This window comes from Streptomyces sp. NPDC007205 (assembly GCF_040634095.1).
In the GTDB taxonomy this organism is placed as follows: Bacteria; Actinomycetota; Actinomycetes; order Streptomycetales; family Streptomycetaceae; genus Streptomyces.
Genome location: NZ_JBEYEW010000036.1, coordinates 1 through 15,063, shown reverse-complemented (window position 1 = coordinate 15,063; position 15,063 = coordinate 1). Strand labels below are relative to the sequence as shown.

15 protein-coding genes are annotated in these 15,063 nt (G+C 72.8%); 1 reads left to right on the top strand and 14 read right to left on the bottom strand.

The features are described 5' to 3' along the window. Positions 1 to 41: 41 nt before the first annotated feature. From ABZ624_RS35185 to ABZ624_RS35160, 6 genes are all read right to left on the bottom strand, one after another. Positions 42 to 1,688 (bottom strand): alpha/beta hydrolase, encoded by a 1,647-nt coding sequence (locus tag ABZ624_RS35185; RefSeq protein ID WP_360098385.1) that lies wholly within the window; start codon positions 1,686 to 1,688, stop codon positions 42 to 44. 147 nt (positions 1,689 to 1,835) lie between these two features. Next, a complete protein-coding gene (locus tag ABZ624_RS35180; protein ID WP_360098383.1) occupies positions 1,836 to 2,615 on the bottom strand; it encodes a TIGR04222 domain-containing membrane protein in 780 nt (259 codons plus the stop codon). 98 nt (positions 2,616 to 2,713) lie between these two features. After that, positions 2,714 to 3,484: a DUF4142 domain-containing protein gene (locus tag ABZ624_RS35175; protein ID WP_360098381.1), complete on the bottom strand. Its 771-nt coding sequence runs from the start codon at positions 3,482 to 3,484 to the stop codon at positions 2,714 to 2,716. Positions 3,485 to 3,688: 204 nt separating this feature from the next. After that, complete coding sequence (locus tag ABZ624_RS35170; protein ID WP_360098379.1) at positions 3,689 to 5,098, bottom strand: DUF692 domain-containing protein; 1,410 nt, start codon at positions 5,096 to 5,098, stop codon at positions 3,689 to 3,691. Positions 5,099 to 5,227: 129 nt separating this feature from the next. Continuing rightward, entirely contained in the window at positions 5,228 to 5,944 is a 717-nt protein-coding gene (locus ABZ624_RS35165; protein WP_360098377.1) for an aminoacyl-tRNA hydrolase, read from the bottom strand. A 67-nt stretch (positions 5,945 to 6,011) separates the two neighbouring features. Further along, positions 6,012 to 6,677 (bottom strand): DUF4097 family beta strand repeat-containing protein, encoded by a 666-nt coding sequence (locus tag ABZ624_RS35160; RefSeq protein WP_360098441.1) that lies wholly within the window; start codon positions 6,675 to 6,677, stop codon positions 6,012 to 6,014. Between the two features lie 236 nt (positions 6,678 to 6,913). Here ABZ624_RS35160 and ABZ624_RS35155 point away from each other — a divergent pair, with 236 nt between their 5' ends. Continuing rightward, positions 6,914 to 7,663, top strand: a complete 750-nt coding sequence (locus ABZ624_RS35155; RefSeq protein WP_360098375.1) for a helix-turn-helix domain-containing protein — start codon at positions 6,914 to 6,916, stop codon at positions 7,661 to 7,663. Positions 7,664 to 7,838: 175 nt separating this feature from the next. Here the strand turns inward: ABZ624_RS35155 and ABZ624_RS35150 are convergent, their stop codons facing one another. The 8 genes from ABZ624_RS35150 to ABZ624_RS35115 all read right to left on the bottom strand — a co-directional run. Further along, a complete protein-coding gene (locus ABZ624_RS35150) occupies positions 7,839 to 8,693 on the bottom strand; it encodes a polysaccharide deacetylase family protein (RefSeq protein WP_360098373.1) in 855 nt (284 codons plus the stop codon). A gap of 109 nt (positions 8,694 to 8,802) precedes the next feature. Further along, the gene (locus ABZ624_RS35145) at positions 8,803 to 10,326 is read right to left on the bottom strand and encodes an FAD-dependent oxidoreductase (protein WP_360098371.1); all 1,524 of its coding nucleotides are present in this window, start codon (positions 10,324 to 10,326) and stop codon (positions 8,803 to 8,805) included. A gap of 191 nt (positions 10,327 to 10,517) precedes the next feature. Further along, positions 10,518 to 10,808 (bottom strand): hypothetical protein, encoded by a 291-nt coding sequence (locus ABZ624_RS35140; RefSeq protein ID WP_360098369.1) that lies wholly within the window; start codon positions 10,806 to 10,808, stop codon positions 10,518 to 10,520. A gap of 114 nt (positions 10,809 to 10,922) precedes the next feature. Continuing rightward, complete coding sequence (locus ABZ624_RS35135; protein WP_360098367.1) at positions 10,923 to 11,777, bottom strand: PPK2 family polyphosphate kinase; 855 nt, start codon at positions 11,775 to 11,777, stop codon at positions 10,923 to 10,925. Between the two features lie 55 nt (positions 11,778 to 11,832). Beyond that, positions 11,833 to 12,381 (bottom strand): YbhB/YbcL family Raf kinase inhibitor-like protein, encoded by a 549-nt coding sequence (locus tag ABZ624_RS35130; protein WP_360098364.1) that lies wholly within the window; start codon positions 12,379 to 12,381, stop codon positions 11,833 to 11,835. 10 nt (positions 12,382 to 12,391) lie between these two features. Then, a complete protein-coding gene (locus tag ABZ624_RS35125; RefSeq protein ID WP_360098362.1) occupies positions 12,392 to 13,195 on the bottom strand; it encodes a slipin family protein in 804 nt (267 codons plus the stop codon). A 105-nt stretch (positions 13,196 to 13,300) separates the two neighbouring features. Beyond that, positions 13,301 to 14,779, bottom strand: coding sequence for a SulP family inorganic anion transporter (locus ABZ624_RS35120; RefSeq protein ID WP_360098360.1), 1,479 nt, complete (start codon positions 14,777 to 14,779; stop codon positions 13,301 to 13,303). A gap of 8 nt (positions 14,780 to 14,787) precedes the next feature. Beyond that, positions 14,788 to 15,063, bottom strand: a 276-nt coding sequence (locus ABZ624_RS35115; protein ID WP_360098358.1) for a carbonic anhydrase, incomplete at its 5' end; no start/stop codon positions are given.

Here is a 15,063-nt window from a genome sequence, read left to right as displayed (position 1 = left end):
CAAAGCCGCCCGACGGCCGACGGCGGCACCCCGGCAGGCCCCTAGCGCCGGCCCCGGGGAAGAGAGCTCCGCTGGGACTCCTTTGCCGGCCCGACCGCCGGAGGCAACCGGTGCGGCGCGCACGACGCGCGCCGCCCGGGCACCCGCCCCTCCAGCAGGTAGGCGTCGAGATACGCGTTGACACACTGGTTGGCGCCGCCCCCGATGCCGTGCGTGCCCGCGTCCCGCTCGGTCACCAGCACCGAGTCGGCCAGCCGCCGGTTCATCTCCAGCGCACCCGGATACGGCGCCGCCGCATCCCGCTCGGCCGCCAGGATCAGCACCGGCGGCAGCTCACCCAGCCCGGTCCGCACATCCAGCGGCTCCTGGCGGGGCGCCGGCCAGAAGGCGCACGGCAGGTTCATCCACGCGTTGTCCCAGGTCTCGAAGGGCGCCACCCGGGCGAGCCGGGTGTTGTCCCGGTCCCACACCTTCCAGTCCGTCGGCCACGGCGCGTCGTTGCACTCCACGGCCGTGTAGACCGCGTTGCCGTTCTCCGCCTCCGCGGCCGTCTTCAGGTCCGGCGCCGCCAGCCGCACCAGCGGCTTCGGGTCACCGTGCAGATACGCCGACAGGGCCTGGGCCTGGCTCGGCCAGAAGTCGTCGTAGTACCCGGCCCGCAGGAACGCGCTCTGCAGCTGGCCGGGACCGACCTTCCCGCCGGCCGCCCTGGCGGCCAGCCGCTCCCGCGCGGTGTCGTAGCTGTGCTGGACCTTCCCGGCGGTGTCACCGAGCTTGTAGACGTCGTCGTGGCGGGCGATCCAGTCCCGGAAGTCCGCCCAGCGCCCCTCGAACGCGGCCGACTGGTCGAGGTTGTTCCGGTACCAGACCTTGGCCGGGTCCGGGTTCACCGCCGAGTCCAGCACCATGCGCCGTACGTGCGCGGGGAACAGCGTCGCGTACAGCGCACCGAAATAGGTGCCGTACGACGCCCCGAGGAAGGTCAGCCGGTTCTCGCCCAGCGCGGCCCGCAGCACGTCCAGGTCCCGGGCGTTGTTCAGGGAGGTGTAGTGGCGCAGCTTGTCCCCGGAGCGCTCGGCGCAGCCGCGCGCGTAGGCCTTCGCCTCGGCGATCCGCTCGCGCTTGTACGCCTCCGACGGGTGCGCCGGCGACGCGGTGGGCGCCTTGAAGAAGTGCTTCGGGTCCTCGCAGGAGAGCGGCGCCGAACGGCCCACGCCGCGCGGGGCGTAGCCGACCAGGTCGTAGGCGGCGGCGATCCGCTTCCACTCCGGGGCCGTGCCGACCAGCGGGAAGTGCATGCTGGACGCGCCGGGGCCGCCCGGGTTGTAGACGAGGGCGCCCTGCCGGGGCACCTTCCGCTTGCTGTTGTGCGGGTCCTTCTGGGTCGCCAGGGCCCGGCTGACGGTCAGGGTGATCTGCTTGCCGTTCGGGTGGGCGTAGTCGAGCGGGACGGTCACCGTGCCGCACCGCACGTTCTTCGGCGCGTGCGGCACGTCCGCGGGGGAGCACGCGCCGAAGGCGATGCCGGACGCCCCGGCGCGGGCCACGGCCGCCTCGGTGCCGCGCAGTTCGGCCGCGCCGGGGGCACCGGGGGCCGCTCCGGCGGCGGGCGCGCTGCCTGCCGGGGCCGCGGCCAGGGTGGTCAGGAGCAGGGTCCCTGCAGCCGAGTACAGGGCGGCAGCTCTCATCGCATATCCCTTCGGTGCAACGGCGGCGATGGCATGGCTGCCACGGCCCGGCGACAACAGAAGGGATATTTCGGTCGGCCATGGACGAAGGCAAGCACCACCGGGCCGGTGTCGGCGTCAATGCCCCTATGCGCCCCCGTAGCGCTGTCACTCCCGCCAGGGCTGGTCGCGGTGGGTGAACGCGGCGCGCAGCTCCGGCTCGCCGATCGCGCGGATCCCGCGCAGGGCGACCGAGGTGAGGAACGACCGCTCGTCACCAGCCGGCCTGCGGACGAGCGTGCTCAGCAGCCGCTGCCCGGCCGGGGAGGCCCAGCGCGGGTACGGATGCACTTCGAACCGGGCGATGGCCAGGCAGCTCAGGGCCAGTGTGAGGGGCAGGGCGAACCACAGACCGACCAGCAGCCGCGGCGTCCCGGTCGGGAGGGGCAGCAGCAGCGCGGTCAGGCCGAGCGCCGCGGCGGCCAGCGCGGCGGCGCGCACCTGGCGGACGGCGGCGCCCACGGTCGTACCGGCGCCGTCGGGGACGGCGAGACCGGCGCGTACCAGCCGGTCGGCGAGCCGCCGCACCGCCTCGGCACCGGCCGCCCGTGCCCGCACGGGCGCGATCCGTGACTGCCCCTCAGGCCCTATGGCCCCTATGACGGACTGCTCGATCTCGTCGCGCCCCCGCGGGTCCACCACCGTGGCCCAGCCGGTGTGCGCGAGGAGCAGGCGCCGCTGTCGGGCCATGGAGACCAGGGTCACATCGGCGACCCGGGCCGGACCGCCGGAGAGAAAGGCGGCCTCGTACAGGGTCAGACCGTGCTCCCGGTCCGGTGCGGCGGCATCCGTGTCCAGGGCCGCGGCGCGGAGGGCGGCCAGGCACAGCCGGGTGCACGCCGTACCGGCGAAAGCGCAGGCCACAAGCAGGAGAAGGACCCAGAACATGATGTGTTTCTATGCCAGAGGCCTGGGTGAACACCATGCCCCGTTTCCATATCCGCACACAGTGTTAGCGGTATGTGACGTTCCGTTTCGGGCCCGGGTCAGGGGCCGGCCGTCGCGGGCGGCGGGCTGGCGGCGGCGGGCGGCAGGGAGTACGACTCGCCCGGCGAGGGCAGGACCGGCACGGCGGCGCTCGGGGCGACGGCGGGCGGGGACGGCACGGGGGTGGGCGAGGCCGCCAGGTCCCGCGCGAGCGCCGCGAAGTCGACGTATCCCGTCGCCTCCAGGACCTTGATGTGGTCCAGGACGGTCGCGTTGGCGTCGTCGGCGAGATCACGGACCAGGGAGTTCTGGGTGCCGGCCCGTACCTGGGCCACCAGCGCGAACACCCGGCCGTGGGCGAGCCGCAGGACGGCGGCGAACCGGCGGTCGAAGTCCTCCCCCTGCGCCGCCCCCAGGGTGGCGAGCCACTGCTTCTGCTGGTCGTTCGGCTCGTTCGGCAGCGGTACGCCGAGCTGGGTGGCGACGGTGCGCACATGCGCGTCCAGCGAGGTGTGGCCGTCGACGAGGTGCTGGCCCGCGGTGCGCACGGCGGCCGTGGTCCCCTTCTGTTCCGCCAGCTCGCCGGCGGGCAGTTCCCAGAGTCCCGCCAGCCGGACCTTGGTGACGAAGTCCCGGTCCTGCGCGGACAGGGGGCCGTACGGGGTGGTGACGGTCTGCGCGCTCAGCACGTTCGCGCCGACCGTGCCCTGGCGGTCGGCGTACGACCAGAGCGGGTACAGCAGCGCCACCGCGGTCGCCGCGAGGGCCGTGATGACGAGTCCGGTGCCGTTGAATATGCCTCGGCCCTTGACCGGGGGTCGGGGTCGCATGGCGCCTCCTGTAGCGCACCGTACGCGAATGAGCAGGGGGTGGTGCGGCTTGGCATATTACGCGGGTTCTCTGCGGGGCTTCGGCTGTCGCGGTGGGGCCACGGTGCGTCGGCGACCACGGGTGCGTCGTGGCTGGTCGCGCAGGTCTGCGCGCCCCCGGGGAACTGCACCTGGCCGGTGCCGGTGAGCGACCCCACCTCCCGCTCAGCCCCCGTGCCGCTGCAGCACCCTCCGTGCCACCCGGGCCACCCGCCCGGCGGCCCTCGGCGCCGGCCCCGCCCGGTCCAGCCACCACTCCCGCAGCGCCCGCCGGGCCCCCGCGTCCTGTGGCCGCCCGGCCTCCAGCACATGTCCGGCGAAGTCCAGCGCGTCCCGCCGGTATCCCTCACTCATCGGCCGCACCCGCGCATACTCCAGGAACGCCCCCCGGTACCCGTCACCGAGAATCACCGGCAGCTCGGGCGCAACCTTCGCCACCACATCAGCCCGCTTCGCCCCGAGCGCCCGCGCCTGCACCCCCATCCGCACCCGGTCGAACCCCTCCGGCACCGGCGTCCCGGCCACCAGCGAGGACAGCACGGCGGCCTGGGCGACCCCGACCCGCTCCCGCGCACCGACCCGCCCGCCGACGTCCTCCCGCCCGCCGACGTCCTCCCGCGCCCCGATGCCCTCCCGCCCGCCGACGTCCTCCCGCGCACCGACCGCCGGTCGAGTCAGAACCGCGACACTCCCACGCGCCGAGCCGGCGCCGGTGCCGGCGGCTGTCTCCGCGGCCCCGCGCGCACGCCCGCGCCCGGCCGTGACCGCCTCCCGGACCGCGGCCACCTCACGCTCCAGCTCGGACGGTTCCGGAAAGTTCTCGTCCCGTTCCAGCAGGACACCGGGCGGGACGGTGCGGGAGGCGAGGTCGGTGAGGATGTCGAGCACCGGGCGCGGTACGGGGTGCGCGTGGCTGTCGTGCCAGACGCCGTCACGCTCGAAGCCGCCCGCGACATGGACGTAGGCGATCGCCTCCACGGGCAGCGCGCCCAGCGCCTCGGCGGGGTCCTCGCCGCGGTTGACGTGGTTGGTGTGCAGGTTGGCCACGTCGATCAGGAGCCGTACGCCGGTGCGCTCGACCAGCTCCGACAGGAACTGCCCCTCGGTCAGCTCCTCGCCCGGCCAGGAGAACAGCGCGGCGATGTTCTCCAGGGCCAGCGGCACCGGAAGGGCGTCCTGGGCGATGCGCACGTTCTCGCAGAGTACGTCCAGGGCGTCCCTGGTGCGCGGCACCGGCAGCAGGTGCCCGGCCTCCAGGCGCGGCGAGGCGGTGAGCGGGCCGCCCGCGCGGACGAACGCGATGTGCTCGGTGACCAGCGGCGCGCCCAGCGCCTGCGCCCGCTCGGCGAGTGCCGTCAGCCGGCCCTTGTCGGGGCGGTCGGCGCCGCCCAGGCCGAGGGAGACGCCGTGCGGGATCACGGTCACCCCGCGCTCACGCAGCCGCAGCAGTGATGCGGGCAGGTGGCCCGGGCAGACGTTCTCCGCCACGACCTCCACCCAGTCGATGCCCGGCATACGCTCCACGGCGTCCGCTATCTCCGGCCGCCAGCCGATCCCCGTACCCAGTCGCCGCATGGTTCCACCCCTCCTGCGAATGACGGGGGTATGGCCCCGGTGGCCGGCCCCGAACCTCCTGCGCACCGGGTTCAGAGCAATATTTGAGGTTCGGCCCCGCGCCGTCCGGGGCCCGGAGAGCGGCCCTGGCTAGCGCAGCGCGGGATGGTCGGCGACGACCGTGCAGCTGCCCGGGGCGATCTCCGTGAAGCCGGCATCCCTGACCACCGGCAGCCCGCTGCCGGTCAGCCGGGGCCAGTCGGCGGGGTCCGCCGCACGGACGGCCAGCGCGAAACCCGCGTCCCGCCAGGCGGTGCGCTCCGCGTCGGGCAGCGCCCACCAGGCCAGCTGGGCGCCGTGCCCGGCCTGGGCCATCGCCTTCCCGGCCGACATCTCCAGCTCCGGGTTCAGCCACAGCACGGGCTGCGCCGGATCGGACCCGGTGGGCGGCTCGGGGTCCTCCAGTTCGGTGCCGGACACCTGGAGCTTCGCCAGGTCCTTGGGCCAGCCGTCGAGCGGGATCGGCGGGAAGACGCGTACCTCCGCGGACTTGCCGGCCACCGTGATCCCGGGCAGCGACTCGGCCCGCCGCCACTCGGCGCCCCGGGCCCGCCGGACGACCTTGCGGATCCGCGCGTCCTCCCAGTTCCGCACGGCCTCGGCCCACTCCCCGTCGCCGCGGGCCCGCTCGTCCCCGAGCAGTTCGAGCACCGCCCGGGCGGCCGTCTCCAGCGCATCGGTACGAGCAGGCGGCGCACTCCGCTCGATCCGCACCACGAGCGGCAGCACGAACTGCGGCGCCTCGTCACGGGGATTGCGCTCGGCCTGGAAGGGACTGACTCCGGGGGACGGCAGATTCTGGCTCACACCGGCCAACCCTAAGGGGCGGTGGCCTGCGTCTGACATGCGGTCACCGCCCCACGGTCGCGTCCCTTCAGAGGCTGCGCGCGGTGATGTCGCCGTGGGAGGTGGTGGCGCGGATGTCGAGTGCGGTGGTGCCGTCGTTCTTGAGGGTGTTGGTGATGCGGCCGTAGCTGGTGCCGGCGTCCAGGGCGGCGGAGACGCCGGTGGCGGCGCCGATGGTGATGTCGCCGGACTGGGTGCGCAGCTCGACGGTACCGCGTATGGCTTCGGTGATGCGGATGTCGCCGCGTGCGGTGCTGATCTGGGCGGGGCCGCCCAGGCGGCCGACCTCGATGTCGCCGTCGACCGCGGTGAGGCGCAGGCTCGCGGTCTCGTCGACCTTGATCTGGCGGTAGGCGCCTTCGAAGACGACGTCGCCGAGGCGGCCGACGCCGCGGAGTTCGCAGCCGGCGGTGGTGGCCTCGACGCGGGAGCCGGCGGGCAGCTTGATGGTGACCTCGATGGCGCCGGAGGGGCCGAAGAGCTGGTTCTTGGGCTCGGCGGTGTTGATCCGCAGGACGCCGTCGGCGTAGGTGACACCGGTCTGTTCGGCGGTTTGGACGTCGCGCCGCTTGGCGGGGTTGGCGGGCTGGATCTCGACGGTGGTGTCGGTGCGCTCGGCGGCGATGAACTGGACGCGTCCGGCGGGGACGTGCAGGACGGCGGAGATCGGGGCGGGGGTGTCGAACTTCTGCATCATGCTCTCCGGTGTTCGCTTCGTTGTTTCTGACACCGGAAAAGCTACGTTGCCTTCCAATCCATGGCAACACATTCGTTGCGCAAAATAAGTATCTGCGCAGGTCACAGCGGTTAAAGTGTTGCAACGGCCCTGAAGGTAACGCAACGAAGACCGGCCTTTCGTTGCAATGGATCGAAAGTGAACGCTATAGTGGGGCTCAGGGAGCACCACGAAGGACCACCGAGGAGTTGCCGATGCCGGGAGGCAGGCTCACCCAGCAGGAACGCCAGCAGATCGCGCTGGGGCTGGCCGACGGCCTCGCCTACGCGGAGATCGCCCGACGCCTGGAACGTCCGACCTCTACGGTCACGCGCGAGGTGATGCGCAACGGCGGCCCCACCGCCTACCGCGCCGATCTGGCCCATCGCGCCACCGAACGCCGCGCTCACCGGCGCAGGCCCGCCTCCTCCCGGGGGCCGGAGTCAGTCCCCCAGCCCCACGGACGCGACGCCGAGGCCGTGGCCGAGTACCAGGAGAGGCTCACCACCGTTCTCATGGTGTCGGGCCTGCCCAAGATGACGGCCCGGGTACTGGGCTGCCTCTATATGACCGACGAGGGCAGCCTCACCGCCTCCGAACTCGCCCAGCGCCTGAAGGTCAGCCCGGCGTCCGTCTCCAAAGCGATCACGTTCCTCGAGAACCTGGACCTCGTCCGCCGGGAACGCGACGAACGCCGCCGCGAGCGCTACATCGTCGACGACGACCTCTGGTACCAGTCGATGATCCGCAGCGCCCGATCCAACGACCAGCTCGTCGAAACCGCACGGCAGGGCGTCACCGTCCTCGGCCCCCACACCCCCGCGGCCACCCGCCTGGAGAACGTCGCCCGCTTCCTCGACTTCATCAACGAGAGCGTCACCCGCGCCGCGGAGCAGGCCCGCGAGATCCTCTACACCACAACCGAGACGACCTCGGGCGACACGGCCGCGCCCCGTCGCCCCTGACCCGGGGCCTCGGCGAGGCGCCGGTCGCGGCGGACGGACCTGACGGTTCGTCCGGCCGCGGGAGCACCCGGCACAGCACACACCCGGCATACGGCGGGTCGTCGGCCTGGGGCGGCTTGGCGGCATCGACGATCGTGCAGTAGTCCTCGTCGCTCATGCCTCCAGCCCAGGACGGTCACCGATGGCCGGACGTCTCGCCGATCAGCTCGGAGACCTTCACGAACCGGTATCCGCGCCTGCGCAGTTCCGGTACGACCGCGCGCACGGCCCGTTCGGTGGTCGGGGCGGCGCTGCGGGTGCAGTGCATGACGACCACCGAGCCGGGTTTCACCCCGTCCAGCACCTGCCGGGCGACGGCGTCGGCGTCGGTGGCGAACGCGTCTCCGCTCACCACGTCCCACTGCACCGCGGTCACCCCGAGCCCGCTCAGCGCGCGCAGCGCCTGCTGGTCGTAACAGCCGCCGGGGAAGCGGAAGTACGGCAGCGCGTGCGGCACGCCCGCCTTGTGCAGGGAGGCGTACGCCCGCTCCACCTCCGAGCGCATCGTGCCGGCGTCGACGGTGGGCAGGCCGTAGCAGTCGCTGGTGAACGCGTAGTGGCTGTAGGAGTGGTTGGCGACCTCGAACTGCGGGTCGTGGCCGAGGCTGCGGGCCTCGGTCGGGTACTCGTCGGCCCACCGGCCGGTCATGAAGATCGTCGCCGGCACCTTCAGCGTGCGCAGGGTGCCGATGAGATCCGGGTTGTCGAAGTGCTCGCCGGCCGCCGCGCGCGGCCCCTCGTCGGCGGTCATGTCGGCGTCGAAGGTCAGCGCCACGGTCTTGCCCAGGGTGCGAGGGCCGTGTTCGAAGACCGGGGTCAGCCCGCCGGGGCCCGGGGTCAGCACGGGCGGACGTGAGGCGGACGGGGAGGCGGGGACGGGGGAGTCGGCCGGGACCCGGCGGGCGCTGCCCGCCGGGTCCGCGGTACCGCAGGCGGCGAGAGCCGCGCCCAGGGCACAGACGGTGGTGATACGGCGTAGTTGTGGGATCACGATATGAAAATATGACTAACTGACGACTTGTGTGATTATTTGTCCTGCAGTGGGGTGATACGGCCCCCGTGCGGCGGGAGACTCCGGCGCGGCAGGAGCCGGCGCGGCCTCAGAGGTCCCGCTGCTCCAGCGGTCGGACCGCCGGGCCCTGCAGCACCGTGCCGTCGACGGCGAAGCGGGAACCGTGGCAGGGGCATTCCCAGGCGCGTTCGGCCCGGTTGAAGGAGACCAGACAGCCGAGGTGGGTACAGCGGGCCGAGACCGCGTGCAGCGCGCCCTCCTCGTCCCGGTGCACCGCGAGCCGGCCGCCGTCCCCGCGGACCACCGCCCCGTCGCCGGGTGCCAGGTCGTCCACCGAGGCCGGCGGTTTCAGGCGGTCGCCGATGAAGTGCCGGGCCACCTCCGCCTGTGTCTTCAGCAGCGACGGCGCCTCGCGCACCACCGACTTCAGCCGCCGCGGGTCGTACAACTCGCGCCAGGCGCAGTCCCGGCCGGTGATCAGCGCGGTCAGCAGCAGCCCGGCCATGATCCCGCCGCTCAGCCCCCAGCCGCCGAAGCCGGTGGCGACCCAGGTGTGCCGGGCGCCCGGGTGGAAGGGGCCGACCAGCGGCACGGTGTCGGTGGAGTCGTTGTCCTGGGTCGCCCAGGCGTGGTCCAGGGCCACCCCGGGGAAGTGTTCCTCGGCCCAGGCGGCGAGCCCCTCGAAGCCGGCCCGCACATCGCCGGTGCCGGGTGTGAAGTGCTCCCCGGTGACGACGAGCAGCCGCTGCCCGTCGGTGCCGTACGGCGCGGTCCGCACCGAGCGGGTGTTCTCCTCCGGCGTGATGTACATGCCCTCCGGATCCGGGCCCGCGCCCAGCGGACCCGCCACGACCAGCTCGCGGCGCGGGGAGAGCCGGGCGAACAGCAGCGCCCGGTCGAACACCGGGTAGTGGGTGGCGATCACCACGTCGCGGGCGGTGACCGTGTGCCCCGACTCGGTCGTCAGACGGCAGGGCTCGCCGCCCTCCTGCAGGCCGACGACCCGTGTCCCCTCGTACAGCCGGCCACCGCGCGCGACCAGGTCGTCGATGATCGCCCGCAGGTATCTGACCGGGTGGAACTGCGCCTGCCCGGTCACCCGGACCGCGCCCGCCACCGGGAACGGCAGCCCGGTCTCCGTGGTGAACGCGGCCGGCAGCCCCGCCTCGCGCGCCGCATGCGCCTCCGCCCGCACCTCGTCCACGCGCGCCCGGTCCCGCACATACGTGTACGCGTCCCGGGTCTCCCACTCGCAGGCGATGCCCAACTCGGCCACCAGCCCCGCCGCGTGCTCGATCGCCTCGGACTGGGAGCGGGCGTACAGCCGGGCTCCCTCGGGGCCGCGGGTGCGCCGCAGCCGGTCGTAGACGAGGGTGTGCTGAGCCGTCAGCTTGGCGGTGGTGTAGCCGGTGACCCCGGCCGCCGCCCGCCCGGCCTCCAGCACCGCCACCCGCAGCCCGGCCCGGGTCAGCTCGTGGGCACTGCTCAGCCCGGCGATGCCCGCGCCGACGACGGCCACGTCGACGTCCAGGTCCTCGGCCAGCGCGGGACGGGGCGGCGCCGGTGCGGTCCGGAGCCAGTACGAGTCGGTGACGTGCCGCTGCTCCTGCATGGCCGCCGGGTACCCACGCGCGGCGTCTTCAGTGATCGCTCCCGAAGCGAGTGAGGGCGTGGTGGCCCCACACGCACCTGCGCGTGAGGTCACCACGCCCGTCCCTGTCGGCGGTGGGCGGCGGACCGGCCCACCGGATGTCCGGCCCGCTGCCGCTTCCCGCCGTCAGGGAGTTCTGAGCCGGACCGGTGTCAGGCCTTGTTGCTGCAGCCCATGGTCGAGCCGATGTGGGTCGCCTGCGCGCCCGGGTCGCCCTCGCCGTTGAGCGCGTTGCCCAGCAGGCCGTTGAGGATGCCGACCTCGCCGAGCACGTCGACGTTCAGGTCGTGGTCCTTGCAGTTGGAGCTCTGCATGACGTGCCACCCCCCCTTGTCGTGGTCGTCACCGTGTTCGTGCTCGTCGGCGTAGGCCGTGCCGGCGGTGACGAGCCCGACGGTGCTGAGGGCCGCGACGAGCACGGCAGCCCTGCGAAGTCTGTGCATGTCATCTCCATGACGTGAGTGTGGATGCGGTCTGCAACGGGGCGACCTCTTACAGTCACGGAGATTATGTGAAAATAGCCCAAAATCGGCAGCGACGCGCCGGTATTTCTGGATCTAGCCCTTCAGTAGCCGCTCCCGGCATTCCGCCACGTCGAAGTCGCCCTTCGGATAGTGCGGGTCGATCTCCCGCAGGTGCTCCAGCAGCAGGCGGCTGATCGCCCAGTTCCGGTACCACTTGCGGTCCGCCGGCACCAGGAACCAGGGCGCGTACGGCGCCGCGCAGCGCTCCAGGGCCAGTTCGTACGCCTCCTGGTAGGCGGGCCACAGGGTGCGCTCGTCGATGTCGCCGGGATCGAACTTCCAGTGCTTTTCCGGGCGGTCCAGGCGGCGCAGCAGCCGGCGTCGCTGCTCGTCGTAGGACACGTGCAGGAAGCACTTGATCACGGTCACGCCGTCCTCGGCGAGGGAGCGCTCGAAGTCGTTGATGAGGCCGTAGCGGCTGCCGATCTCGGCGGGCCGGGCCAGATGCCGTACACGGGCGATGAGGACGTCCTCGTAGTGCGAGCGGTCGAAGATGCCGATCTCGCCCGGCCGGGGCAGGGCCCGGCGCACCCGCCACAGGAAGTCGTGCTGCCGTTCCTCCTCGGTGGGCGCCTTGAACGCCTGGATCCGGCAGCCCGACGGGTTGAGATGGCCGATGACGTGCTTGACCGTCCCGCCCTTGCCGCTGGTGTCCATGCCCTGGAGCACCAGCAGCACCCGCCGCCGGTCCCCCGCCGTGGCCGCCGCCCACAGCCGTTCCTGAAGGTTCGCCAGGCGCTTGCCCAGACGAGCACTGTCGGCGCGCCCGGCCCGCTTCCCGCCCGGGGCGCCGGGAGTGGCCCGCGCGTCATGCCCGGCAAGCACAACCGGCTCACCGGGCGGAAGGCGCAACAACTCCCTGAGATCCTTCGCGCTTTCCTTCACCACGGCATGGTGCGCCCGACCCTGCCGGTTCCGCCAGCCGTGGCGCCCCGCGCGGTGATCAACGGGAGTAGCGCCCCGTCAGTGTCCCCGTCGCCAGCGTGTGGCCGGACAGGGCGCGCAGCAGGTCGGCGGCGGATGCGTCCGGGGGCAGGGAGAGCCGGTGATCGAGGGCGTAGACCGTCAGGACGTAGTGGTGCGGGTGGTCTCCGCGCGGCGGGCAGGGGCCGCCGTACCCGGTCTTCCCGAAGTCGTTACGGCCTTCGGTCGCCCCCGGCGGACGCTCACCGGCGGACAGCTGCCGGGTGTGCGGGCCGATGTCCCACACCAGCCAGTGCGTGAACGGGCCCCGGGGGGCGTCGGGGTCCCGCAGGAGCAGGGCCAGCGCGGCCGTGTCCGTGGGTACGGCGGTGAAGGCCAGCGCAGGCGAGACGTCCGCGCCGTCGCAGGTGTACCGGCCGGGGACGGTGCCGTCGTCGGTGTAGGCCGCACTGGTCACCGTCAGCTTGCGGGGGGCGTCGAGGGAGGGCGCGGCGGTCGGCCGGCCGCCGCGCCCGCAGCCCGTTACGAGGGCCGTCGCGGCCACGGCGATCACCCAGCTCCTGCGCATGGGCGGCACGCTAGCCGGAGCGGGGCTCCCCGTCACTGTTCGACGCGAGCGGTTGCCGGTTGCCCCGCTCCAGGAAGTGCAGCAGCTCCACCGGGATGGGCAGGACCAGTGTGGAGTTCTTCTCGGCCGACACCGCCATCACCGTCTGCAGCAGCCGCAGCTGGAGCGCGGCGGGTGTGTCGGCCATCTGCTGGGCGGCCTCGGCCAGCTTCTTGGAGGCCTGGTACTCGGCGTCCGCGTTGATGATCCGGGCGCGGCGCTCCCGGTCGGCCTCGGCCTGGCGTGCCATGGACCGCTTCATCGTGTCCGGCAGCGACACGTCCTTGATCTCCACCCGGTCGACCTGGACGCCCCAGCCGACGGCCGGGCTGTCGATCATCAGCTCCAGGCCCTGGTTGAGCTTCTCGCGGTTGGAGAGCAGATCGTCCAGGTCGCTCTTGCCGATGATCGACCGCAGGGACGTCTGGGCCATCTGCGAGACCGCGAACTTGTAGTCCTCCACCTTCACCAGCGCGCTCTCGGCGTCGACCACCCGGAAGTAGACGACCGCGTCCACGCGGACGGTGACGTTGTCGCGGGTGATGCCCTCCTGGGCGGGGATCGGCATCGTGACGATCTGCATGTTGACCTTCTGCAGCCGGTCCACGAACGGGATGATCAGGTTCAGGCCCGGCGACCGTACGTCGTCCGCGACGCGCCCGAGCCGGAACAGCACGCCCCGTTCGTACTGCTTGACGACCCGGGCCGCCATCGCCAGGTACACCAGACCGGCGCTGCCCGCCGCGGCGATCGCTCCCAGCAGTTCCTGGACCATGATGACCTCCAGTTCGTGAGGCCTGCTTTGTCCGCTGCTGTAACGATATGCCAGTTCTGCCGTACCAGGGAGCGGTGCCCCCTGGTACGGCCGCCTCAGACCACCTCAGCCCACCGGCACCGTCAGTTTCACCGGTTCCGTCCCAGCCGCGCTGTGCCGTTCCGCCCAGTTCTTCAGGGCCGTACGGCAGGCGTGGTCCAGGTGGTGCAGGCCGGACAGGTCGAGGCGGACCGGGCGGTCCTGGGGCAGCGACTCCAGGCCGTCCAGGATCTTCGGCAGCCGCAGGAAGGTCGCGTTGCCGGACAGATGCGCGTCGACCGGGCCCGCGCCCTTGTCCATGACCTCCAGCTTGATGTGCGAGGCCTCCCAGGCGGTCTTGACCACGGCCAGCGCGAGACCGATCAGCACGCCCTCGAACATGCTGACCGCCACGATCGAGACCGCCGTGACGGACAGGATCAGCGCCTCGCCCCGGTGCTCGCGCCACAGCACGGCCAACGCCCGGAGCGGGACCAGCTTGGCGCCGGAGTGGACCAGGATGCCCGCGAGCGCCGGGATCGGGAGGTAGGCGAGCACGGCGGGCAGCAGCGCGGCGAACAGCAGCAGCCACACGCCGTGCAGGACACGGGAGGCCTTCGTACGGGCGCCCGCCTGGACGTTGGCCGCGCTGCGCACGATCACCGCGGTCATCGGCAGTGCGCCCAGCAGCCCGCACACCGTGTTGCCGGTGCCTTGGGCGACCAGTTCCCTGTCGTAATCGGTGCGCGGCCCGGAGTGCAGCCGGTCCACGGCCGCCGCGCTGAACAGCGACTCGGCGGACGCGATCAGCGTGAAGGCGACGACCGTGCCGAGCATCCCGATGCCCGCAAGCCCGCCGAACGCGCTGAGCGGCGGCGGCTGGACCGAGCCCAGCAGGCCCTGCACCTCGACCGTGGCGACCGGCAGGTCCAGCGCGAAGGCGGCCACCGTGGCGAGGCCGACCGCGGCCAGCGGACCGGGCAGCGTACGCACCTTGGCCGGGACGTGCTTCCACAGCAGCAGTACGGCGACCGTGCCCGCGCACACCGCGAGCGAGGCCAGCGCCGTGCCGTTGCCGAGGGCGCCCCAGAACGCCCCGGGCAGCCCGGCGATCTTGTCAAGGCCCGAGTCGGGGGCCTTGGCCGCCAGCGCCGGGTACAACTGCCCGGCGACGAGCACGAGTCCGATGCCGGCCAGCATGCCCTCGACGACGGAGACCGAGATGGCGCGGAAGTAGCGGCCCAGCCCGAGCAGGCCCATGCCCACCTGGATCAGTCCGCCGGCGAGCACGATCACGCCGAGCGCCGGCAGGCCGAACTCCTTGACCGCCTCGTAGACGAGCACGGTCATGCCGGCCGCCGGACCCGACACCTGCAGGCTGCTGCCGCGCATCAGCCCGGTGACCAGGCCGCCCACGATGCCGGTGACCAGGCCCAGTTCGGCCGGGACCCCGGAGGCGACGGCCACCCCCACGCACAGCGGCAGCGCGACCAGGAAGACGACGAGGGAGGCGGCGAAGTCCTGCCGCAGGTGAGGGAACCGGGATATCAGGTTCTTGCTGGTCATCGGCGCGCTCACAGGGACTCGAAGGTGTCGGTCTGCGGGCGGTGCGTCCGTACGGTGCCGGTGTGCACCTCGTAGTACCAGGCGTGCAGCTCCAGCTGCCCCGCCGCGAGCCTGCGCTCGACACACGGGTACGAGCGCAGCCGCAGCAGCTGGGTCAGGACGTGGGCCTGCACGCCCTCGGCGACCTCCGGATCCTCGGCCGCGCCGGCCGGACGCGGGGTGGCGTGCGCGAGCCAGTCGCGCACGGCGGGTACGGCGGTCAGGTCGTCGCCGCGCACCAGCGC